The sequence below is a fragment of the Pantoea sp. T14 genome (assembly GCF_036663535.1).
Classification (GTDB): Bacteria; Pseudomonadota; Gammaproteobacteria; order Enterobacterales; family Enterobacteriaceae; genus Pantoea; species Pantoea phytostimulans.
In genome coordinates this window covers 547579-571381 of record NZ_JAWUEB010000027.1, presented here as the reverse complement: position 1 = coordinate 571381, position 23803 = coordinate 547579, and the positions used below count along the sequence as shown (strand labels likewise).

Below are 23803 nucleotides of genomic sequence, written 5' to 3'. Positions count from 1 at the left end.
AACGGCCTGAGTCGTAGCAGGAGGGCATCAGCGGTCACGATGATTTATTCATACCTTCGGCTGGGCTGCCGATACTCTCCTCAGCGTATGGGGAGAATTCAAAATGAAAAATTATGGCGCAGCCTTGGCCGCGATAGGTCTGTTTGCCTGGTTTACCTTGCTCTTAGCGTGTTTTCGCAGAGCACAAGAGACGGGTTTCAATCCGCTGCTCACCCTCTTACTTTTATTACCGGGTTTTTATTTCATCCTGCTCGGTGTGAATGCTTTAAAGCGCATGAACACCCCGCCCAGCAAGTAGCGTCGATAAGCCTACATACCAGGTTTACTTAACCCGCAAGCGTAATAAAGCCCGCCAATGTGCGGACAGGTCACTTTAGTGCGACACTGCGCTTGCCTGCCGGGGAGTCGCTTGACTATTCTGTCTGTTTTAACAGTGGAGGTAATATGTCAGACGAAGATCGCATCAAGAACCTTGAAGACACGGTGCATCAACTGAGAATCGAAACCCACGTATTAAGAGAAATTATGGGGCAGCAGATCGCCCTCAATAATCTTAACTACAAAGGCAAATTCGATGACGTGCTTGAAGCCTTGGCCAAAGAGTATGCAGGTCGCGGCCTGGATGAAGGTGATAACAGAGACATTCACGACGCTGTTCGTCAGTACATTAAATATGAACCGCCTTCAATGGATTGACAGTGCATCTCAGGCCACGTTTCAGGTGGCCTGCCTTTTCCTTAAATTTTGTCGTTCGGCATCACGCTAGCGTCTCTTTCCCGCCTTTTATTTATCGTCATTATAAATTTTTAGCCTCTGAATCAGTTTTACACAGCGCTTTATTTTTCCTTGGCTGTTGATAAATATTTAGCACAGTGCCTTTTAAAGATAATTCTTAGTAACCGATTTCAGGCTTAGCAAGTAACTGTAATAAATAAAAATAACCAAAAGATACTTTTTAATTGCATGATTAATAGCTCTATTTTTTTAAAAAAGGTCCCTACATCTTTTTTAACGTTGTCTATATTCAAATGGCTCTGTGACGAAATCCGCTCCGGTCGCAGAGCATGTACTAACTCCTACCCTTTAGCCCCCCAAATCAGGGGGCTTTTTTAATCACTTCTTTAAACAGTATTTTTATTGCAACAATAAGATTGAAACCTTAATTAACCTCAAGACCGGCTGCCCTTACAAAGCGTTGTGGCTATCTCTTTAACTCACGTTACGCAAGATTATTTTATGCTTCCCGCGCGACCCTATCCTTAATCAGCTTGTGGCTAAAAGAGGGTGTTATAAACAGCCCTTTCATGACACCTCAGACCACACAATTTGCACCGGATAAAATTGTACAAGCCTACTCTTTTTGTATAACGTCATGCGGTGGCATTCAGCCACGCGTAACGAACGATGCATTGCATCGCCTCTGCAGGTGTTATGGATTTCCACCTCCAGAGGCTTTTTTTTCTGTCATCTTTTTTGAATAGACCTTTTTTCTTACTGTATCAAAGCGTTATTGAGTCTTCCCTTTCCTGATTTTAAACCCCTGATTACACGTTCTTGGTTTCAAGTTCCGGGTTTTAATTTCCCAGATTTATTGCAAATAGCTTATTTCTGCGTCTCAGTGTCATTACCTCATCGCTCTGAATGCCAAAATTAGAATGACGCCAGTAATTTTATAAAACACCTTTTTCTTTTTTTCTGTAACCCTGACGCTGATAAGAGCCGAAAGCGTCACGTAAACTGTTAAGAAATCATTAATTTCTCTTTGCTTTTGTTAGTTTTTATTTCAATTAAAACGACACTTAAATTCCACATTTCACAACTTGTTGAATACAATACTTATCCCAAAAATTAGTCAGCTAACCTTTAGATGGAAAACCTTTTTTCCAAAGATCAGCCCTCTAGACCGATTAGCGCAGTATGTTACAGTGAGGAAACTCTTTGAGTCATGCCTTCACCAGGGAAATGATTTAAGAGAGATTCTAAATTCGACAATTTCTTATATTTTCCTCTCAAAAGAGAGGATTTTTTTTGGAAAAAACACGCGCTTTTAGACACCTCGTTCATCACTGAAAATGGATATTCGTTACCTCTGCCGTTTTTATTAACGGGCTATGCAGAAGTAAAGAGGTCTCTTTTATTATCCTGCCCCAACCTAAAACGCCTGCCTGTAAAACGTATTCAACTTCGACAGCCTCAGAAAAATGTAAATTTTTTTGACGTATTGGCTGTCAGCTTCTTCACTGTAGAGGTCAGGTATTCATCAGGAGAAATAACAATGACTGAGCTATTACATATTCTTTCTGTTAGCGCGATTGTGGCAGGCATTTATTTAATCGACTGAACGGCTACTCAACAGCATAGCAGCCCTGCTCAGCATTAATTCAACGCAAAATTTCTGAAGAATAGCGTGAAATTGACGTAAGCAGAGCAATCAGTCATTTATTGTTGGCAATAGTCGATTTGAAAAACAAAATAGTTGCAGTAAAAATAGCATAAATTCAAATGTAAATTTAAGCTTGCAGCGTGTTTAATTGTGAACACTTGTGCTTATAAAAACGTCGTTACTTTTGCAATAAATGCTTTTAACAAGACTCTATATAGCCAGGATTATTCTATCTGACTGATTTTGTTGTTTAATTATTATCCAGTCACTTAATTCCAAGCGGAAATTTTTCAAATATTGTCTACGCTATTAAGGTCTGTTTTTAATTCAAGGAGATGAAAATGAATATGAAATCCCTTTCAACTGTTGCTTTATTGGTCATTTCTTTAGGTACGCTTGCTGGATGTGCTGCCAACCAATCAATTAAGACCACAGATGGACGCACAATCGTGACTGACGGCAAACCTCAGATCGATAACGATACCGGTTTAGTCTCTTACAAGGATGCACAGACTGGCAAGGAAGAGCAGATCAACCGCAATCAGATAAGCAATATGAGCGAACTTGATAACTAATATAAGGTGACTGATATGAAAAAATTCCTGATTTTACCGCTGGCAGCAGTATTGGGTATGGCTGCATTGACGGGTTGCACCAGCACAAGTTATGCCATTCATACCAATGATGGCCGCACGATCATCAGTGACGGCAAACCTGCAGAATCAGATGCAGGTTTGCTGGCTTACACCGACGCTAACGGTGTTAAACAGCAGATTAATAAAACCGATGTAAAATCGGTTTCAGAAGTACCGAAGTAATTATCGAATCGATTCCCCCAGCCGCCTCAGGGCGGCTTTTTCTTTGTGACGTTACAGCAATGATGAACTTTTTTACTCAATCCCTGTATTTTTTTACGATTACGCTATGATTTAAGCGCGACAGGCGATCTCTCGCTCACGGAAAACCGGTCTGTAGATTACGCTTTACCAGAAGATAAGTGGCATCTGGCTCCGAAGCGGGTGAAACACAATTGATTGATACGCGCCCCAACAGCAAACCATTTACATCAACTTCACAGTTAAGTGACTTGTTACTCAGAGGCCCTCATGAATACAGTATCCAATGCATCCATGGTGTCATCGGCATTGACCTTACTGCTTTCGCTAACGAAAAAAATTTCGGATAAGCGAGTGGAAGTATTCAGCGGATATCCTGCCAATTGCAGTACCTGGCTGACTATTTATCATCGTCGGAAATCAGACAGCTGGTCTTTTGAATGGTATGACAAAAGTGGATGCAGGCGCCCTGCTGCCTTAGGGGACGTTTCTGTTTGCTTGATGCGTGAGGTCACTGACAGAGGCGCATCCGATGCGGAGCATATGTATGCGCGCAGATTGCTAGAGAAAACCGGGTTTTATGATGCCTGATAGGCGCAGGTTCAAGTCGATTTTTGATCCTGCCCTTGTCGGTTTAGCGCATGTACTGCGCCGTCAAAAGCGTCCGTGAATTAAGACCAACCTGTCCGACTTGCTTTCCTGATGAAGCCCTATACAGAGAAACAGGCTGTTAGCGCTCTGTTTTATCTGCAAGGGCTGATTTATTTATTCGGCCAGCTTAATGCTTTCTGCTGTTTACAGTAAAAAGGGATTATTACATCTCATCGAAATAGGCTGGCGAATATTATTTAATGGAAAAATCAATTTCACCTTCATGATACCTATCGCGTTGTTGTTTCCTGTTCTCACTGTTTATCTTTATCAACCACAAACTAAACTGCTTAATAAGCTGATTCGCCTCAGCTTCGTCTGCAGCAGAAGTAATAAACAGTTTGCCTTTCGCATTACTTGTTTGGTCAGTTACGTATATTTCATAATCTGAACCATATTGGCTGCTGATGACTGCTGAGAAATAAAGTGTGGACCAAAGCTCAATCCTGGTTTGAAACTGCTTAAAGTTCATTACATCTACCTAGTTCTATTATCATTACGCCCAAACGCAACCGATCTGGTCGGGCCAGGTAAATAATAGTGTAATCACTCGTCGCAGCAGTGATAAAAAAAGCTTTTTTCAACCTCATCTAACGCATTGATTCGACGCTTCAGCAGAACAGTTGTTGCCTGCTTTCATTGGTCTGGCCGCACTGTGTCAGCCAGACCCGCCGCCATTCATGTGTCAGATGAAACTTTTCATTACGCCGACCTTATTGATCGATAAACAATCAGGCCAGCGCCTGCTTCACAAATCTATTTTTTTTCACTGCGTGCTGTCAGCCAAGTGATAAACGCAGCCAGCAGCAACAGCGCGGCGCTTAGGGCAAAGGTGCTTTGATAACCGCGATGATCAAACATCAGGCCACCGGCGGTTGAACCGAGCGCAATGGAAAGTTGCACCACCGCGACCATCAATCCACCTCCCGCTTCGGCATCGTTTGGCAGGGTTCGTGCCAGCCATGTCCACCAGCCAACAGGAGCTGCAGTGGCGACTAATCCCCACAGCGCCAGCAACACCATTACCAGACCGGTTTGATGACCAAAATCAATCAGCGTAACCGCGATGATCGCCATCGCGACTGGAATCACAATTAAGGTGAGATAGAAGTTTGCCCGGAGAAACAGGCCAATCAGTAAAGTCCCCATAAATCCTGAGATACCTATCGCCAGTAACGTCAGAGATAAGGTGGAGACATCAACCTGCGTGATGTTTTCGAGGAAGGGACGCAAATAAGTGAAGAGCGCAAATTGCCCCATAAAAAACAGGCCACAGCCGAGCAGCCCGCTAACCACTAAGCGGCGAGACAGCAGGGATATCACCCCGCCACGCTTTTGCTGCGCTTTATCCATGGCCAGGGTCGGTAAACTGATCCATTGCCAGATAAAAGCAACTAATGAGACGGGGATCAGGCAAAGAAACGCGCCTCGCCAGCCCATCATCGCGCCGAGATAGCTGCCTAAGGGTGCAGCGATAACCGTTGCCAGCGCATTACCGCTGTTAAAAATTGCCAGTGCTCGCGGCACGCTGGCGCTGGGTACCAGACGAAGAGCAGTAGCCGCCGACAGTGACCAGAAACCGCCGATGGCCACACCGATCAACGCTCTGCCCGTCATATAGATAACGTAGCTGTTTGCTAAAGCGATTACCGCACTTGAGGCCATCATCAATGCCGTCATAGCCAAAAGCAGCTGTTTGCGATCCAGGCTGCCGGCAACGGATGAAATCCGCAAACTGGTCAACACCGCCAGCGCACCGGAAATCGAGATTCCCTGTCCCGCCAGCCCTTCGCTGATGTGAAGATCCTGAGCAATAGGACTCAGCAAACTGACTGGCATAAATTCTGATGCCACCAGCGCAAAGACACACAATGTCATCGCCAATACACCGCTCCAGCAGGCCGTTTCCTCAACCTCTTTTTTTTCCATCTGTATCTGATCAGTCATAACTTTCCTCGGGCGTCATTAATGCGCAGGTAAATTTCAGGCAAGCCGAAGCCTTTGCGTGCACCAAAAGGAATACGCAGAAATTTTTAAAATGCATGGGGATAAAAGGTGTCGTTAAAATTCTACAGAAGTCGCACAGCAGGACAAGCTAATGAATGCTTACTGAGGTTATAAGTGACATTTATAAATGACAGGGGTGATCGGCATGATCAAACGTAATCTCAATGACCTGCTTTCCTTCGTTACCGTGGCACGTGAAGGCAGTTTTACCCGAGCGGCAGCCCATTTGGGCGTGACTCAGCCCGCGCTGAGCCAGGCGATTACTTCTCTGGAAAACCGTTTGCAGATTCGCCTGTTAACGCGTACCACGCGCAGCGTATCGCCCACCGTTGCTGGAGAGCGTTTATTGCTGGCGATTGGGCATCGATTCGATGAAATCGAGACGGAACTGGAGATTCTTACTGAACTTAGAGAAAAACCGGCCGGCACAGTGCGCATTACCAGTGGTGATCATATTTTACGTACCACGCTGTTACCGAAACTCACGCCTCTGATGCATCAATATCCGGATATAAAAATTGAGTTCAACGTGAATTATGGTTTCACCGACATTGTCGCGGAAAGATTTGATGCGGGTGTGCGTCTTGGCGATACCATCGATAAAGATATGATTGCTGTACCGATTGGGCCGCAACTGCGAATGGCGGTTGCCGCCTCGCCTGCCTATTTCTCACAGAACCCGCCTCCCCTTACGCCGCGTGATCTTATGCAGCACAGTTGTATCAATGTGCGGATGGTAAGCGGCGGCGGGCTGTACGTTTGGGACTTCGAACATCAGGGTAAGCAGGTGAACGTACGGGTTGATGGGCAAGTAATTTTCAACTCCTCTCTGCATGTGGCGGATGCCGCGTTGGCGGGGCACGGCATTGCCTGGTTGCCTGAAGAGGAGTTATCACCCTATCTTAGCGAAGGTAAATTGGTGCGAGTGCTTGAAGAGTGGTGTCCCCCTTTTGCTGGCTATTACCTCTATTACCCCAGCCGTCGCCAGCCGTCGCCCGCGTTTTCACTGGTGGTTGATGCGCTGCGCGTTAAAGGCGCGTCAATGCGCATTGCTGGCAGCGAAGCGTAATGCCAGCGTCATTCAACATGCGCTTTTAACAACGTCTCTGCCGCAAGTTTACCTAACGCGTTAGCGGCAAACGGACTATCCCCGGTGAGTACTTTGCGGTCTTTATGCACCGTGCCTTTTATGTCGTCGTTTATGAGTTTAAGACCCAGCGCTTCCAGTTTTTCACCAAAATACCAGGTCAGATGTCCAGGCATGTAACCGATATCCGGCGTTTGCTTGTCAATAGCATCAGGGAAAGCAGCGATGGCGTAACCCTGCAATGGGTTATCCCCTTTATCCAGAGAGATAAACGCCGCAGGCCCATGGCAAATTGAAATCAGATGGCGGTCGTTTGCCAGCGTCCAGCGGATAGCGTCAGCAACTGCCTGGCTTTCAGGCAGACCAATCAAAGCGCCATGTCCACCCGGAATAAATATCCCCGCATAGTCTGAGTGAGGATTGAGTGCCTTCACCACTTCGCTCAACTTCAGAGGCGAACGAAACAGCGGCAAGCTACGGTTAAGAAATCCCACTACGGCTTCATCCTGTTCTGGCATGGCCCAAAACTCAAACTTGACCATTTGCCCTGAGAGGGTAGCAACGTCAAAGTTAAAACCCGCCTGATGCAGGTGATACAAGGGAAGCAGCGTTTCAACCGGATGGTTCCCGGTTGAAAAGAGCGTATCGTTTTCAAGCGGCAAATACCGCTCATCGGTGCAGATCACCAAAATTTTTTTATTGCCTGCATAAGGCTTTTCGTACTCGGTGTCGTTGAGGTCAGATTTAGGCTGCGTAAACTGGCTGAGCGAATACGCTGAAGGAAAATAGGCGTTGTGTTCCGCTTTATCGGGTGTGGGTAATTTGCTGAGTTCGGCTGACATCATTTTATCTCCATGCTAGTTACGGTTAAGCATAGAACATCGCAGCAGTGCATTTTGAAACCACAAACCATGTTGACGGGCTTATGTTTTCTGTATGCGTTCGCTGTTGCTTGGGTGAGTTATCTTATCGTGAAGTCAGCAGCAGCCGATGCTGATAAGGGTTACTGTGTGTTTTCGCGTTCATTAAGCTCATCGGCTGCATTGCGTTTTTTGGGGTTAGCTTTTGACTTCGACCAGTATCAGCGGGCACTTCTTCACTTTGCATGCCTGCGAATAAGCCAGTGAACAGACAGAACAAAGGTCTCTCATTGATTCATATTCATACTCCATGAAATAACGGAACCGTCCGCCGCAAGAGTCCGTTCTCCAAAATCTTTGCGGCTCAAGAATTTCATCCAACTGCATGAATGTCAGGGCTGATGGGTTATGAAACCCGACTCGTACACGATATGTGGTCATGACCTGATTATTCCTGCACAACCCCTTCCCGGCCAGACGGTATTTATTTTCAATGCGATAGCCTTCGCTTATCAGCTCGGCTGATAGCTAATGCCTGTGGAGAGAACCATTCACCGTTAACGGTTGTTATTGGGCCCGGACGGGAACGCGCGCAGGTAATCAGCACGCTCGGATTATTAGCCACTTTACAGTCGCCTTCTAGCCGCAACAAAAGGCGTAATCAGGATAAGTTGCGGTGTCGTTTTAATAGGCAATCAAACCAGGGGATGATCAATTCTCTCTATTAACTCTGCCCCCTGATGTTTAATGCTGCCGACGGCTTTATCAACCGGATGCCAGGCAAACGCCTTTTCCGGCAGTGCGGCGTCTTGCGCAATTTCTTCCGCACGTTCAGGCGTTGTTTCAGGGCTTAGCCATTCGGCAACGGCATCCGATGAGAGCACCAAGGGCCGGCGATCGTGAATATCGACCATGCCTTTATTGCTGGCCGCCGTAATAATCACAAAGCCTTCATGACCATGATCTTTGTCGTAAGGCGCTTTGCCGATGGCCGCAAAGAACAGCGGCTGCTTGTTCTGGTGATAGATAAAATAGGGCTGCTTGTGGCTGGCATCTCTTTTCCATTCGAACCAACCGTCAGCAGGTACAACAGCGCGTCCATGGTGCCACAGCGGTTTAAACATACGACCACTCGCTGCCGTTTCGCCGCGCGCGTTGATCAGCGGTTGTTTATGCCACCAATCTGGACCATAACCCCAGTAAACCGGATCCAGATGAAGATGTTCATCTCTTTCATTCAACAGCAAGACTTTAGTGCCAGGTGCAACGTTAAATCGCCCTATTGGCTGCGGGTCGTAAATGATTTCGTCATCTTTGATCTTTAATGCATCAAAATATTCATTTCTGCTGTTGTACTGCGCAAAACGTCCACACATGGTGTTTATTCAACGATGTGATTGCTCAATATTCAAAGCATAGCAAAGCAGAAAATGAATTGGCGTTGAGCATAATTTTCATGAGGCATTATGCATAACGTCGTCACTGGCTGGCGGTGTTAAGCCAGCGAATGCGCAGCGTATCGCGAGCCATACGTTACAGAACAACGACGCCATCTATTTTTGCTGCTGACGGAATCGAGCGACTTTTGCTCGGTTACCGCACAGCGCCATGCTGCACCAGCGGCGGCGATGTGCTTTGGTGCGGTCAAAAAACCAAAGCGTGCATTCTGGATGTTCACATTCACGCACCAAATTGAAATCCTTTTCTGCGAGCAGTGAAGCAGCAAGATCCGCCATCGGCTCCAACCACTGAGCGGGCGTTTGATTGGCATAAATCCGAGTAATTCTCAGCGAACCCTGTTCGTCCGTGACAAGCTTTTTATAACTGTTTGCCAGCGCCAAATAACGGTTCAACTCTTCAGGATGAAGCCGCTCACCATTTTTTTTGTGCAATACCAAACGTCTGATCGTTTCGCGCAGTTGGCGCGCTTCCTGCAACAGTGCGCCGGATTCATATTCGGTTGAGTCGGATAGCCCGTTCAACCCAGCTTGTATGAACCAGGTTTTAACATCGTCATCTGTTTGGAAAAAATCATGCGGTTGTCCATCGACCTGCGCCACTGTATTGATGAAATCAAGCGCAGCATGATCCGCGAGATACCACGGGCCGCTTCCTGAGTGCGTTTGAACAAGAGAAGACATTGAACACCTCAAAACTGTAAAAATCTATCGCCATCGTAACCGATAAAATCCCATTTGAACAGTTACTGCATAGCCTACTCAACGGCTCAAAAAATAAAAATAGCGTCTCGATATCTGCATATGCCATTGATTAGCAATATTTTTATAAAATAATTTATATAAGAATCGCTTTGGCAAACTCCGTAACCCTTAAATTAGCAATTGACTGGTTACAACAGGCGCGCATACTGAACACCGTAACCACTAAATCTATTTTTAACAGTTACCCTTAAGGAATATAGCCATGACAATGAATCAGCATTTCCCGGTGCGCTATCAATTTGCCAAAGCCGATGGCGTCCGGGTTTTCTACCGCGAAGCCGGTGAACCTTCTCATCCCACCCTGCTGCTATTACACGGTTTTCCAAGCTCCTCTCACCAGTTTCGTGAGTTGATTCCTTTGCTGGCTGATAAGTTTCATCTGATTGCCCCTGACTTGCCCGGTTTCGGTTTAACTGAAGTTCCTCCAGAACGTCATTATCACTACAGCTTCGATTCACTTGGCCAAACCTTAACGGACTTTGTTGATGTTCTGGGGCTGGAAAGCTATGCGTTATATGTCTTTGATTACGGTGCACCTGCGGGTTTGCGGCTTGCCCTTAATTATCCTGAACGGGTAACGGGTTTCGTTTCGCAAAACGGTAATGCGTATCTGGAAGGATTAGGTGACGCGTGGGCACCGGTTCAAGCTTACTGGGCTAATCCCAGTAAGGAGAATCGCCAGGTTGTTCATGACGCCATATTGAACCTGGAAGGCACGCGTTGGCAGTATCTGCATGGCGTAACAGAGCCGGAACGCGTCGCGCCGGAGGCGTATTATTTGGATGCTTTGTGGCTTGAGCGTCCCGGCAACAAGGAAATTCAGCTCGATCTGTTTCTGGATTATGCAAACAATCTGTCACGTTATCCCGATTTTCAGGCTTTCTTCCGTAAAACGCAGTTACCTGCGCTGATTATCTGGGGGGAGCACGATCCCTTCTTTATTCCACCAGGCGCTGAAGCTTACAAGCGTGATAATGCCAATGCGGTGGTTGAGCTGCTGGATACCGGACATTTTGCGCTTGAAACCCATGTTGGTGTGATTGCCAAACGCATCCGCGACGTGCTTGGCGGTGAACAACGTTGATCCTTTTTCTGAAACTGCCGTGCGCGTCATGGCAGTTTTACCGTTAATAAACCCAACCGATAAAGCGATAAATGCGCTCAACGCTTTTTGCTCTGTGACCTACCTAGCAAATAATGCAGATTACCCGTTGACCGTTAACACTCAGGTTATAATTGGTTGGAAGATTATGAAAACCGTTGCCCTTTCGTTATTAGCGTATTCGATGAGAATCATTTTATTTTTTAAAATGACGCATTAATATTATTTTCAATATGTTTAATGTGAAGATTTTTAACAGACGGTGGATAACCATCCTAATAATTACGCTGTTCTTTTTTGCATTGAAAAAGCATTGAGCATCAATCCTCAGGCAAAGCATTAAAGATGGATATGTGCTGCCTTCACCTGACAGATGAATATGCGGTGAAATGACAGCAAAATTAAATAGGTAATTCAGCGATCGCTAGAGGTTTACTATGATCCAGCTCCGAATTCCTTTTCTGGTCATTTCACTTTTACTCACCGGTTGTCAGGTTACACCTGATGACGCAAGAAATAAGCCTGCTGCATTCCAGATGCATAGCAATAGATCTTCTCAGCAATTAAGCGAGTGTATTTATAATGCCTGGTCAACAACTGCCGTTATTGCTAAAGATGAGACATCTCATATCGAAAAAACAGAGCAGGTAATCAGCGTGTATACCTGGGAAGATTCGATGTTTGCTGATATCTATTCAAGAGGAAAAGGGTCTGAAGTGAAATTCTATAAAACCTTTGAAATGGGTGATACCGTGCAGAGCGATCGTCTGTCACTTCTCAAAGCCTGTCTGTAATGCGGTGAATGGCTGATACGATTCTACGCGCACGGGTACTAACCCGTGCGCGTAGCCATTAGGCTCTTTTTTGATAGAGCCAATGTTCCATATCGCTGGCTGGCAGCGGTTTCGAAAAGAAGTAGCCCTGAATTTGGTCGCAACCATACTCTTTAAGCAGGCGCAAAGTCGCTTCTGTCTCGACCCCTTCGGCTAATACCGTATAGTCCAGCTCTTTTAACATGCGAATAATGCTTTTGACAATAATGTTGGATGGAGCATCATTTCCCAGACGTGTAATTAATGACATATCAATTTTAATGACATCCAACGGAATATCCTGAAGATAACTGATATTGCTATAACCGGTACCAAAGTCATCCAGTGATATAATAAAGCCGTAAGATTTGAGCGATTCCAACCCTTTAATAGCGATAACGCTTTCAGTGATCAGCTCATTTTCCAGACATTCAATACCAATGAGCGTTCTCGGCAGTTCCGCTGCATCTATTTTTGCTGCTAGCGTGCTGGCAAAATCAGCTTTAGAGAAGTCTTTTTCACTGACGTTAATCGATACGGGAATCAGCGTATACTCGACGTTCCATTTTTTTAATTGATCAATGACCCGACTAATAATCCATTCAGTGAGATCAGAGAGTAGGTTGGTTTTTTTCGCTAATGGAATAAAATCTGCCGGGAATAATTCCCCTCTTTCAGGATGATTCCAGCGAATCAAGGCTTCGAGTCCCACGGTTTTGCCGGTCTTCAGGCAAACCTTTGGCTGATAAGCAACATACAGGCCCTCATCCTTTTTCAGCGCCACGGCGAGATCATTCATGATAAGAAAATCATCGGTGTGGCGTGTGTCATAAGATTCATCGAAAGACATCGCGCTAATGTCTTGTCCAATGGCTTCATGCAGCGCACTCACTGCCTGACGTAGTATCTCATTGGCACACATCTCAGCGGGAGTAAACACCGTTTCTCCGGTATAAACCTCCAGTTCAATCGCAATATTTTCGGCCAATTCCGCATTCATACCTTGCAGAAGCTGGCTAACTTTTTCCGCGTTCAAAGCCCCTTCACTCTCCTGAATGATCGCAAAACGACCTGGAGCAAACGAATAAAGCTTTTTCCCCGCTTGTAAGTGAAGACGATCGGCCACCAACGAGGCCATCTGCCGGAGCAATTTCTCAACCGGAGCAATGCCTACCGTGCGTGCGAGTTCATAAGAGCGCGGAATATCGATGCAATCGATCAATATCAATCTAAAGGTATGATGAGGCTGATTGACCACAAGTTGCTGAATATCTCTGATCAGCCGTTGGCGGTTAGGCAAATGCGTCATGAAATCTGCAAAACCGGCATGGCTCCAGGCATCCAGAAATGACATCACCAGATTTGCCATTAATTTTAGCGTGGTGAGTTTGGCTTCACTGAATTCGTGAGGTTGCACATCGGTGACGCAAAGCGTTCCCAACGCGGAACCTTCATTATTCATCAGTGAAACGCCCGCATAAAATCGAATATGCGGTTCACCTTCGACAAAAGGATGCGCCGAAAAGCGAGCATCGAGCAGCGTGTCATGAATGACAAGTTGCCCCTCTCCCTCTATCACATGACGACAAAGAGAATCTTCTCGGGTTGACTGTTTAAGCGCAAAATTGCGTGCAGCTTTAATATATTGGTTGTCATCATCAATGATGGAAATGAAACTTCCTGAAATGCCTAGCACTTGTCCGGCCAGATGAACAAACTCTTCCAGCACCAGATCCCTGCTTTCATCAGGTGACATAAGCGCTTTAACCGCTTTGAGACGTCTTTCTTCGTAGCCACTTTGATTACTTTGCACTGAAGCCTCCATCGACTGCGGGCGAAAAACACAAAAAATTAACGCCAAAAATAGAGGAAGAAAATAGCATCCACTTCTATTAGTTTATGCGCGAAACTGTATCACAGGCTCCGCAATTCCTTACTAACATTTACATCTGAATCAAGACGATTCGTATTTCACCCAAGTCAAAAGAATTATAGATCCACTGTCGTCAGGATTTCATTGAAAAAACGCTTTATGCGCAAAAAAGGTTAAACGATTCAGCCTGCTTCATTCCTGCTCATAAAAGGGTATATGCAGCGGGTTATAAAGGGGTGTACATGTCCTGTCAGCCCTGTTTTAGCGAAAGTTTTGCGGCTTTTCCGTTCTGAATCCCAACCCAATTAGTCGTCCGAAAACGAAACGCAGAAAAGGAAGGCGGCGAATCAGGGTGGGCATCTTGCTTTTACCCGTGGATTTTCCTTTGTTGCTGCTCATTTTTATCTGCAGAAATTGGGTAGCAACCGTAGGGAACTGCCGCCGCTTCTGTACTTTCTCCAGATCGCGCAGTTGCACTTCGCCCTTTAGCAACGGCACGGTTAACGCGTTGGCCGTCGCAACGGCATCCTGAATGGCCAGATTGACACCGACACCACCAATGGGCGACATCGCATGTGCCGCATCGCCGATGCAAAGCACGCCGGGCTTCATCCATTTATCAAGCCGGTCAATGCGAATAGAGAGCAGCTTGAGCTGATCCCACTCAACGAGTTCATTCATACGCGTTTCGGAAAAAGGGGCGACCGACGCAATGCTCTTTTTTAACGCGGGCAGACCCGCCGATTTCAGTGCAGTGAAATGGTCTTTCGGAATGGTATAGCCGCATTGCCAGTTATCGCCGCGATCGATGATGATGAAATTTTGACGCGGGCCTTTGTGTCCCATTTCCCATTTCGGATCGCCCTGTTGTTTACGCAAGCTAAACCAAATGACATCGCGTGATGCTCCGAATACCCGGCTTGTCAGACCGGTTTTTTCTCTGACCGCTGAACGACGCCCATCGGCACCAATTACTACGCGTGCACGAATAGCGAACAGCCGATGTTCTGCTGAGGCCTTTACCCCGCAAACCGCCTCTTTGTCATACAGGAAGTCATCAAACCGGGTCGATTTAAGCAAAGTAAAGCCGGGGAATTGGGCACTTTTCTCTGCCAGAAAATTCAGGAAATCCCACTGTGGCATAAAAGCAATAAAGCGGCACTTTACCGGCAGACGTGAAAAGTCAGCCATGGTGACTTCTTGCCCCGCCACTTCTGCCTGAAGTTTTTCTGCGCGTTGATGAGGTAACTTAAGCAACGCTTCAAGTAACCCAAGGTGATGCATGATTTGCAACGTAGAGGGATGAATGGTGTCGCCGCGAAAGTCGCGCAGGAAATCAGGGTGTTTTTCGATCACCACAACGCGCAAGCCTGCGCGGGCAAACAGGTAGCCAAGCATCAAACCTGCCGGGCCAGCGCCGACGATACAACAGTCAGAGGAGATGATTTCAGTAGAGGATGACTTCATAGCGAATCCTTCATTTTGTATGAAGTCAGTTTATGATAATAATTATCATTTAGACAAGGAGAGAGTCAGCTTACTTTCCTTCAAAAAAGTCTTCCGGCAGCTGACCGGGCGCCATATTAATGACGTCGTCATTATCAGCCCCTTCATTTTTCATATAGGTTACCTGAGCAAATTCAGGAATGATCACATAGGGATAAGCCGGTCCCTCATCTCTAAAACGATGCATATCATCAATGAACTCATTCTGATAGCAGATGGTTTTTTCGGGATGTTGCCCTTCTCCGGCTATCCATTGCGGAAAGAATATCGTGCCATGCACAATCTTCCTGTTCAGGTCAAACAGCAGACTCACGCATGTGCCTGTGGGTTCGTGCCAGTCAGCTTTAAAAATACCCGGTGCAAACTGTACAGCATGCATTTTTTGGTTAGTTACCCACCTGCCACCTACCAAGCCTTGGTGTATTCGATAATCACAAGTGTTGTCATTGCGCGCATACCATTCATATTTCCAGCCATTATCATAAGTATAAACAAAATGTGTACCAACAAAATTTGACAAATCATTTGATATAGCTTGATTAGGATCAATAGACATAGAACGCCTCATTTACGCCAGGTGAAAGGTTATGTTTAGCGCCTGATAGCGCTAACGCCGAGAAATAAAAAGATGCTTTTTATACTGATAGCTGCATTACGCATTAACGCAGGCACTGATGTTAAAAACATAATAAATTTCGATCCAGTCAAAAAAACAAGCAACAGTTAGATCAGCGTTTATGCATTACTTTATAACCGAATAATTTTTAATGGGTATAAATATTCTTAACGTAATAGTTTGTAACTAAATTGATAAGTAGCATTTTAATTATACTTTTTAAACCCACTCCTTGATGACGGTTTTATTACAAATAAAATACAAGTGTTATTGAAAATTAAAGAAAAAACACAACTTAAACATAATCTCAATGACATTGAAATTTATATAAACCTACTGGCAAGCGTTAATTTAGCTGTACCCCTTTCGCCTTTCTTTATGTCAGGTTAATCCCATCAAGTGATACCTCAGGCAGTCTCATTTATGGGATTCGAACTGTGACCACCATTCCAAAATAATGGAAAAAAAGCAATAAATCCTGGCCCTGAACATAACTAACAGGACGTATATCGCCGAATGAAATTATAGGTTTACCCTTGTTAAAATCAGTCTGTTTTAGAAAGCATAATAGAACGCCCTGCGATTTCCACATCAAGCTGAAATAAAAAATATTAATCTAACAGAGCGAATTTTATTTGTAATGCTAACAGATGCAGCTACCCTGTTTAGGGTGTTATTAATAACAGATGCAGCTACCCTGTTTAGGGTGTTATTAATAATGAAACCCTTTAATGAATATATTTTCTTCAGGCATAGCATTGCCTGTAGAACCCCATGAACCGTATTGCAGGATACCCTTCTATGAACTTGCTTCATGAAGTATTTCGTCTGTCGCCGGAACTCGCCCTGTTTCTTTCGCTCGCTATCGGCACATGGATTGGTAAGTTCAAACTGGGCGCTTTTCAGCTGGGCGGCGTGGCCGGTGCGCTGCTGGTTGCCGTGTTGATTAGCCAGGTTGGAGTCACCATCGACAGTGGCATTAAAAATGTACTGTTTGCCGTTTTTATCTATGCGGTAGGTTTTGAAAGCGGTCCTAAATTCTTCTCCTCATTAGGGCGACGGACGATTCGGGAAATTGCTCTGGCGCTGATTCTGGTTATCTCGTCATTGGTTACCATAGTGGCGATGGCCAAAGTGTTTGCGTTGGATAAAGGCATCGCGGCAGGTATTGCTGCGGGTGCACTTACCCAATCGGCCATCATCGGCACGGCCAGTGCGGCGATAGCCAAACTGGGTCTTGATCCAACACAGCTGCAACAAATGCAGGGTAATGTCGCTGTTGGCTATGCGGTGACATACATATTTGGATCGTTGGGCGCCATCATCATCTGCGTGAACATCCTGCCAAGGATCATGGGCCGTTCCATACGTGAAGATGCCCTCAAGGCAGAACTTGAACTGATGCAGGGAACCACGGTGCTTGCGCCCGGTCAGGAGCCAGCGCTGCCCGAATTAGTCGGACGGGTATTTCTCGCTGGGCCGGCTGGAGGCAAGACCATTGCAGAAATTGAGGCCAGCGCAGATCCTCTTTTTCCCGTCACGCTGGAGCGCCTAAAACGCAACGATAAAGTGATTGCTGTCACACCTGAAATGCGGTTGAACGAGACCGATGTGTTGCTGTTAGTGGGTCGCCGTAAAGGCATTATTTCTCTCGCCCCTTCCTTCGGAAAAGAACTGGCTGCGGATGAAGGGCCAGAGATGACCATGCAAACTACGGATACCCTGCTGACAAATCCCTCGCTAGTGGGAAAACGCATTGGTGAGCTTCGCCATCAAATCTCCGGCGAAGTTCGACACGGCATTTATGTGGCAGCACTTAAGCGCGGGGAAACCCTGGTTCCGGTAAAAGAAGACACCGTCATTCAGCATAATGACGTTGTGACGCTGTACGGCAGCGAACAGGATATTCAACGTGCCGCGACGTTAGCCGGTCCGGTGCTTATTAAAAGTCCCAAGACCGATCTTATGTTTCACGGTTTGGGACTCTCTTTTGGTTTGATTTTGGGCTTGTTGGTGCTGCGCATCGGGGCGGTGCCGCTCACGCTGGGCAGCGGCGGCGGTGCATTACTTTCAGGCCTGCTGTTTGGCTGGTATCAGGCCCGCAAACCGCTTATCGGTAATATGCCGCTTCCCGCTTCAGGCTTACTGCGTGATCTCGGTCTGGCAGGATTTGTTGCTGTAGTGGGGTTGCAATCAGGCCTGCAGGCCGTGCAGACCGTGATGACTAACGGCATCTCAATTTTTTTAATCGGCATTGTGGTGACAGTGGTGCCTTTGATGATCACCCTGCTCATTGGCCGCTACCTTCTGCATTACGACAACACTGCTGTTTTTGCCGGCGCGCTCTCCGGTACGCGCAGCGCGAACCCTGCCTTTGGTGAAATCCTTGATAAGGCGGGCAACTCCATTCCTACCGCGCCGTTTGCGGTGACCTATGGATTGGCAAACGTGTTTCTCACGTTGCTGGGCCCGCTTATTGTTGCGCTGGTCTGACCTTTCCCTGTACGTAAATGCTTCCTTCAGGAGAGTATTATCATGTCCAATCCTTACGAGAAATATGCATCACTTAGCCCCTTTGAACTCAAGGATGCGCTGATTGAGCTGGCCTCAAGCAAATCCGACCGCCTAATGCTCAATGCGGGTCGGGGCAATCCTAATTTCCTTGCCACTCTGCCTCGGCGTGCCTTTTGGCGACTTGGACTGTTTGCAACCGAAGAGGCGGAGCTTTCTTACTCTTATCTGCCTCATGGCATTGGTGGCCTGCCGCGTCTTGAAGGCATTGAGGCGCGCTTTGACGCCTATTTGTCACGTGAGCATGAGCACCCTGGTGTCGCCTTTCTCTCACGCGCTGTCAGCTACGTTCGCGATCAGTTAGGTCTTTCAGCTTCAGACTTTTTACATGAGATGGTGGAAGGTATTCTTGGCGCAAATTATCCGGTTCCGCCGCGAATGCTAAGACTCAGCGAAAAAGTGACCCGTGAATATATCGTTAAGGAGATGATAGGCGGGCTTATTTCTGCTGAAGATGTTGATCTGTTCGCTGTGGAAGGTGGCACCGCAGCCATGACCTATTTGTTCAATACGCTGCGAACCAACGGGCTTGTTAAAGCGGGAGATAAGGTGGCGATGGGTGCGCCTATCTTTACGCCTTATATCGAAATTCCACAGCTTGAGGATTACCAGCTGGAGAGTGTGATGATCAACGCCTCTCCTGAAGAAAACTGGCAATACCCGGATGAAGAACTCGATAAGCTATTGGATCCCGACGTGAAGATTTTTTTCTGCGTCAATCCCAGCAATCCCGCGTCGGTGAAAATGGACGCGCGCAGCTTAGAAAAGATGAGCAGTATCGTTGAGAAACGGCCCGATCTGATCATCCTTACTGATGATGTCTACGGCACCTTTGCACATAACTTTAAATCTCTGTTTGCTACCTGTCCGCAAAACACCATTCTGGTCTATTCGTTTTCAAAATATTTTGGCGCAACCGGCTGGCGACTGGGCGTGATTGCCACGCATCAACAAAATATTCTTGATGATAAAATCAGCAAACTCAGTGCGGATGAGAAAAAACGGTTAGACGAACGCTATGTTTCACTGACGCCGGATGTGGCTGCACTCCGTTTCCTTGACCGCGTGGTCGCTGACAGTCGCAGCGTGGCGTTGAACCATACCGCTGGCTTATCTACCCCACAACAGGTGCAGATGGTGTTATTCAGTCTGTTTGCATTGATGGATGGCGAAAATGGCTACAAATCTGCCGTGTCCGAAATTATTCGTCGGCGTCAGGCGGTGCTATACCGAGAGTTGGGTATTTCCCATATCGATAATGAGGAAGCGGTAGATTATTACACGTTGCTGGATCTTGAGGCGATCTCGCGTCAGGTTTACGGTGACGAGTTTGCCCAATGGGTCAATAAAACGCTTAACCCAACCGATCTGCTGTTCAAGATTGCAGAGCAAACCGGCATCGTCATGCTGCCAGGGAGAGGATTCGGCACGCAAAAACCCGCAGGACGCATTTCGCTGGCAAACCTCAATGAATATGAGTATGCCGCTATAGGTAAGGCTTTACGCAAGATGATGGAGCAGGCGTATAAAGAATATAGCCTTGCGACTAAGAAAAAATAGCGGAAATAAGGCTGAGTTTGTTTAGTGCTAAAACACGATAATTTCTGACCGCCATCGACTGAAAAAGCCCGGGAAACCGGGCTTATTAAAAAGCTATCCTGCGTGGAATGTGACATTACGCTACTACTTATCCTTTTCGCTTCTTTATCCTGTTGATTTTATCTAAAATATTTATTCGAACAAAAACCATGAAAGCTATAAGGCCAATTCTTTAACTGCCTCTTAGTGGAACAGTGGGGGTTTATTAAAGAATTGCGATGTTTTTCAGTACGGATGCCACCAGGCTTGCCAACGGATTTATATCCCTCATTCACCAATCGGCAAAAAAACTCGCGACCTGTCGTCAGGGAAATAATAATAACGAAAGAATTTAAAAATTAACTGGATCGACGCCTATTAACTCATTAGAACAGAAGAAATAAATAATTTCATCGATTACATAGCCGACGCCGTTGCCCCCTATAACAGAGAGCCATACTTTCCGTTCGGCAAGTGTAAACGGGAACGGGCAGCAGGACTTGAACCCGCATCGTCAGCTTATCAGCTGCCGTAATGCCTTATACCACGCCCGTATCGCTTACTGATTTTCAGTTTTTCCTGTCTGTTTCGGCCAGAGAACCGCTAAGCGCCCGATAATCAGAATGCGCAGCGGTGTTTTGAAGACAGGATTCGAACGTCATTATGGCCCGGCATTGCGCGCAGGATGCTCCATGGCTGCGCAATCGCGTTTCGCTGCAAAAAGTAAATTGGAATTTTTTACAGCCGCATGAGGGACATTCAAAAGTTAGCATACTAAGAATCTCAGCCTGGATTAAAAATGATGGCTATAGATATTATCCATAGATTAGTAGCATTGATAATAATGCGCTTATTTATTGAAGCAAGCGCAAGCGGCAATTAACCCGCAAATGCGATCACCCTTTTTAGCTAAGTCGTTCATTTATCCAGTAATATAATCGTGTGCTATATTATTATGTTATATACCCTGCGCAATTAATTTTGAATAATTTGGTAACCCGCTCATTTCAAAGAGGATATTATTATGCCGCTAGGACAATTTTACATATTGGATAACCCTGACATTGAATTTACAGGAAATTATCACATTGACACGGTGAATGATAAATCCTTCCCCTCGCGGATAGTGCTTGAAATACAGAAACAAGCCCAACCAGTGGAGGCGTTCAGTTCAATGAGCATTGGCCAGGATATAACATTTGTTTCCTCAAGCGGCGAAGCCACTCACGTCTACTTGATTAGCGAAACGGAAAACCACTTTATATTTTCTTCACGCGGGTAACGTCGGCCCTTTAAGCGCGAGGCGGCAATGAAAAGTGCCCTGATAAGGTATTAATCGAGTTTACCTGGAAAGGCAGGGGAAATCTGGCGGCAGCGGCTGGCAGAGAAGCAAACAGGGGCGAAAACGCCCCTGTAAACAATTAAGCCGGAACGGAGAGTGCTTTCTGACTGCGTGACCAAACGCGATGTGATGCCATCGCAGAAAGGAATTCATTCATGAACGCATCTTCGGCTTTGCTGTCTTCGATGATTCCCTCTTCAACGTCAGCATCGCCCAAACCAAACTGCGCTTTGAAACGACGGGCATCGCCACTTAAACCGACCACTTTTAAGTGCTTATACGCTTCCAGCAGGAAGTAACGCGCATCGCCGCTGAGCAGCAGCGCGTCAATGTTGCCGTCTGGGACGATAACAGCGTCAAAGGTGAGCGAAGGCAAGCCGTTGAACGTTGCGTCGACAGGCAGCACCGAGCCATCATCTGCACGAACCTGACCCATGTGCGAAGCCAGCAGTTTTGCATGTACACCCTGCGCTTTCAGTGCCTGCAGAATCGTTAATACATCGGCAGATTTTACCCCATCACTCAGCAGCAGCGCGACCTGGCGGCCTTTGATACTGCCGCCTGGCGTGGCGTAAAGGCTGAGGCTACTGTCTTTGGTCAAGCCATTCACCTCTTTTGGCGGCGCCGTATTCAACTGCTCTTCCGTCAGCGCAATACCAAGATTTTCCGCCACGCCCTGCGCGAGCTTTATATCTATACGCAGCAGGTGATCGAGTACACGTTCACGAATATAAGGGCGAGCCACCTTACTCAGCTCGAACGAATAGGCACCGATAATATGCTGCTGCTCAACAGGCGTCTGGCTTTGCCAGAACAAACGCGGCTGAGAATAATATTCACCGAACGACGCGCTGCGCTCGCGGACCTTATGACCTTCCACGCGTTCCTGATAACTCTCAAAACCGCCCCCTTTCGCTGCCGGTGGCGTTTCGCGCGGCCAGTTGTCATTAATGGAGTTAGGTTCATAGTTGGCAGGATTGGTGTCGATCTCCATGCGATGCATGCCCTGACGCTGGAAATTATGGTAAGGGCAAACGGGGCGATTAATCGGAATCTCGTGGAAGTTGGGTCCACCAAGTCGGCTAATTTGCGTATCGGTATAGGAGAAAAGACGGCCCTGCAACAGCGGATCGTTCGTGAAGTCGAGACCGGGAACAATATGACCGGGGTGGAATGCAACCTGTTCAGTTTCAGCAAAGAAATTGTCTGGGTTACGGTTCAGCACCATTTTACCCACCAGCTGAACGGGAACCAGCGCTTCGGGGATCAGCTTGGTGGCATCAAGAAGGTCGAAATCAAACTTAAACTCATCTTCTTCTGGAATCAGCTGTAGCCCCAACTCATATTCTGGGAAATCACCCGCTTCAATCGCTTCCCAGAGATCGCGGCGATGGAAATCAGGATCGCGGCCAGTGAGCTTCTGTGATTCATCCCACAGCAGTGATGCTTTACCCGCTACCGGCTTCCAGTGAAAACGCACAAAGGTCGCTTTGCCTTCGGCATTAATCAGCCGGAAAGTGTGGATACCAAAGCCTTCCATTGTGCGGTAGCTGCGCGGAATACCACGGTCAGACATCGCCCAGATGACGTTGTGCAGCGTTTCGGGTTGCAGCGAAACATAATCCCAGAAGGTGTCATGTGCACTCTGCCCTTGCGGAATTTCATTGTGCGGCTCTGGTTTTACCGCGTGGACAAAGTCTGGAAATTTGTGAGCATCCTGGATAAAGAAAACCGGCGTGTTGTTACCGACTAAATCAAAAACGCCCTCTTCAGTATAAAATTTCGTGGCGAAGCCGCGGATATCGCGCACGGTATCCGCCGATCCTGCGCCGCCTTGAACGGTAGAGAAACGAACAAAAACCGGCGTAATCTTGTCGGGATCGTCGAGGAAATCAGCTTTAGTGAGATCTTTTAGTGAGCGGTAAGGCTGAAAATAGCCGTGCGCTGCTGAGCCACGGGCATGGACGATACGCTCCGGGATACGTTCATGGTCAAAATGCGTAATTTTTTCACGTAAAATGAAATCTTCAAGCAGCGTCGGGCCGCGTGTACCGGCGCGCAAGGAATTCTGGTCATCTGAAATTCGTAGGCCCTGATTGGTGGTTAGGGCGGCATTTTCACCGTTTTTTCGGTTAGCAGCTAACTGGTCAAGCTTAGCATTGTGCGTATCAGGCGCTTTAAGACTCCCGGGCGCCGTAGGCTCTTTCCCTGGCGGTGTAGGATGTGAAGAAGGTTGATGTGAAGCATCTTTAGGTGCCAGTGAACCTAACCCTGGTTTAGCAGATTCCGGCCCGGTTGACGGCGCGCGGTGGCTCATCTCTTTATTGTCTTTCTCTTTCGACATTGCGCATTTCTCC

Annotated in this window: 19 protein-coding genes and 1 tRNA gene; 9 read left to right on the top strand and 11 right to left on the bottom strand. The window is 46.8% G+C overall.

The window, feature by feature from the left end; genetic code table 11:
• Positions 1-103: 103 nt before the first annotated feature.
• The 4 genes from SC127_RS20795 (at position 104) to SC127_RS20780 (ending at position 3201) form a co-directional block, all read left to right on the top strand.
• Entirely contained in the window at positions 104-298 is a 195-nt protein-coding gene (locus SC127_RS20795) for a hypothetical protein (protein ID WP_243078036.1), read from the top strand.
• A 146-nt stretch (positions 299-444) separates the two neighbouring features.
• The gene (locus tag SC127_RS20790) at positions 445-696 is read left to right on the top strand and encodes a hypothetical protein (protein WP_215846906.1); all 252 of its coding nucleotides are present in this window, start codon (positions 445-447) and stop codon (positions 694-696) included.
• A gap of 2028 nt (positions 697-2724) precedes the next feature.
• Positions 2725-2958 carry a YgdI/YgdR family lipoprotein gene (locus tag SC127_RS20785; RefSeq protein WP_215846907.1) on the top strand — a complete coding sequence of 78 codons (234 nt, stop codon included), beginning with the start codon at positions 2725-2727 and terminating at the stop codon, positions 2956-2958.
• Positions 2959-2973: 15 nt separating this feature from the next.
• Positions 2974-3201 carry a YgdI/YgdR family lipoprotein gene (locus SC127_RS20780; protein WP_215846908.1) on the top strand — a complete coding sequence of 76 codons (228 nt, stop codon included), beginning with the start codon at positions 2974-2976 and terminating at the stop codon, positions 3199-3201.
• An 862-nt stretch (positions 3202-4063) separates the two neighbouring features.
• On the opposite strand, the gene SC127_RS20775 is transcribed toward SC127_RS20780, so the two are convergent.
• Both SC127_RS20775 and SC127_RS20770 read right to left on the bottom strand, forming a co-directional pair.
• Positions 4064-4342 carry a hypothetical protein gene (locus tag SC127_RS20775; RefSeq protein ID WP_243078037.1) on the bottom strand — a complete coding sequence of 93 codons (279 nt, stop codon included), beginning with the start codon at positions 4340-4342 and terminating at the stop codon, positions 4064-4066.
• Positions 4343-4626: 284 nt separating this feature from the next.
• Positions 4627-5817 carry an MFS transporter gene (locus tag SC127_RS20770; RefSeq protein WP_332627857.1) on the bottom strand — a complete coding sequence of 397 codons (1191 nt, stop codon included), beginning with the start codon at positions 5815-5817 and terminating at the stop codon, positions 4627-4629.
• 205 nt (positions 5818-6022) lie between these two features.
• Here SC127_RS20770 and SC127_RS20765 point away from each other — a divergent pair, with 205 nt between their 5' ends.
• Positions 6023-6946, top strand: coding sequence for a LysR family transcriptional regulator (locus tag SC127_RS20765; protein ID WP_243078039.1), 924 nt, complete (start codon positions 6023-6025; stop codon positions 6944-6946).
• A gap of 8 nt (positions 6947-6954) precedes the next feature.
• Here SC127_RS20765 and hchA read toward each other — a convergent pair whose 3' ends face one another.
• The 4 genes from hchA to SC127_RS20745 form a co-directional block, all read right to left on the bottom strand.
• Entirely contained in the window at positions 6955-7806 is an 852-nt protein-coding gene (gene hchA / locus SC127_RS20760) for a glyoxalase III HchA (RefSeq protein WP_215848288.1), read from the bottom strand.
• 216 nt (positions 7807-8022) lie between these two features.
• A complete protein-coding gene (locus SC127_RS20755; RefSeq protein WP_243078040.1) occupies positions 8023-8265 on the bottom strand; it encodes a hypothetical protein in 243 nt (80 codons plus the stop codon).
• A 254-nt stretch (positions 8266-8519) separates the two neighbouring features.
• Positions 8520-9200: an SOS response-associated peptidase family protein gene (locus SC127_RS20750; protein WP_332627854.1), complete on the bottom strand. Its 681-nt coding sequence runs from the start codon at positions 9198-9200 to the stop codon at positions 8520-8522.
• A 177-nt stretch (positions 9201-9377) separates the two neighbouring features.
• Positions 9378-9965, bottom strand: coding sequence for a CGNR zinc finger domain-containing protein (locus SC127_RS20745; protein WP_332627852.1), 588 nt, complete (start codon positions 9963-9965; stop codon positions 9378-9380).
• Between the two features lie 283 nt (positions 9966-10248).
• On the opposite strand from SC127_RS20745, the gene SC127_RS20740 reads away from it, so the two are divergent.
• Positions 10249-11130, top strand: a complete 882-nt coding sequence (locus SC127_RS20740; protein ID WP_243078042.1) for an alpha/beta fold hydrolase — start codon at positions 10249-10251, stop codon at positions 11128-11130.
• Between the two features lie 455 nt (positions 11131-11585).
• Positions 11586-11942: a hypothetical protein gene (locus tag SC127_RS20735; RefSeq protein WP_243078044.1), complete on the top strand. Its 357-nt coding sequence runs from the start codon at positions 11586-11588 to the stop codon at positions 11940-11942.
• A 58-nt stretch (positions 11943-12000) separates the two neighbouring features.
• Here the strand turns inward: SC127_RS20735 and SC127_RS20730 are convergent, their stop codons facing one another.
• The 3 genes from SC127_RS20730 to SC127_RS20720 form a co-directional block, all read right to left on the bottom strand.
• Entirely contained in the window at positions 12001-13773 is a 1773-nt protein-coding gene (locus SC127_RS20730; RefSeq protein WP_332627850.1) for a sensor domain-containing phosphodiesterase, read from the bottom strand.
• 321 nt (positions 13774-14094) lie between these two features.
• Positions 14095-15300, bottom strand: a complete 1206-nt coding sequence (locus tag SC127_RS20725; RefSeq protein WP_332627848.1) for an FAD-dependent oxidoreductase — start codon at positions 15298-15300, stop codon at positions 14095-14097.
• 70 nt (positions 15301-15370) lie between these two features.
• On the bottom strand, positions 15371-15895 hold the full coding sequence (locus tag SC127_RS20720) for a phenolic acid decarboxylase (protein ID WP_243078047.1): 525 nt from the start codon (positions 15893-15895) through the stop codon (positions 15371-15373).
• An 861-nt stretch (positions 15896-16756) separates the two neighbouring features.
• On the opposite strand from SC127_RS20720, the gene aspT reads away from it, so the two are divergent.
• Together aspT and SC127_RS20710 are read left to right on the top strand one after the other, a co-directional pair.
• Entirely contained in the window at positions 16757-18448 is a 1692-nt protein-coding gene (aspT, locus tag SC127_RS20715; RefSeq protein WP_215846914.1) for an aspartate-alanine antiporter, read from the top strand.
• Positions 18449-18490: 42 nt separating this feature from the next.
• Positions 18491-20086, top strand: coding sequence for a bifunctional aspartate transaminase/aspartate 4-decarboxylase (locus SC127_RS20710; RefSeq protein WP_243078048.1), 1596 nt, complete (start codon positions 18491-18493; stop codon positions 20084-20086).
• Positions 20087-20589: 503 nt separating this feature from the next.
• On the opposite strand, the gene SC127_RS20705 is transcribed toward SC127_RS20710, so the two are convergent.
• Both SC127_RS20705 and katE read right to left on the bottom strand, forming a co-directional pair.
• Positions 20590-20658, bottom strand: a tRNA-OTHER gene (locus SC127_RS20705).
• 867 nt (positions 20659-21525) lie between these two features.
• Positions 21526-23790, bottom strand: coding sequence for a catalase HPII (gene katE, locus SC127_RS20700; protein WP_243078049.1), 2265 nt, complete (start codon positions 23788-23790; stop codon positions 21526-21528).
• Positions 23791-23803 lie beyond the last annotated feature (13 nt).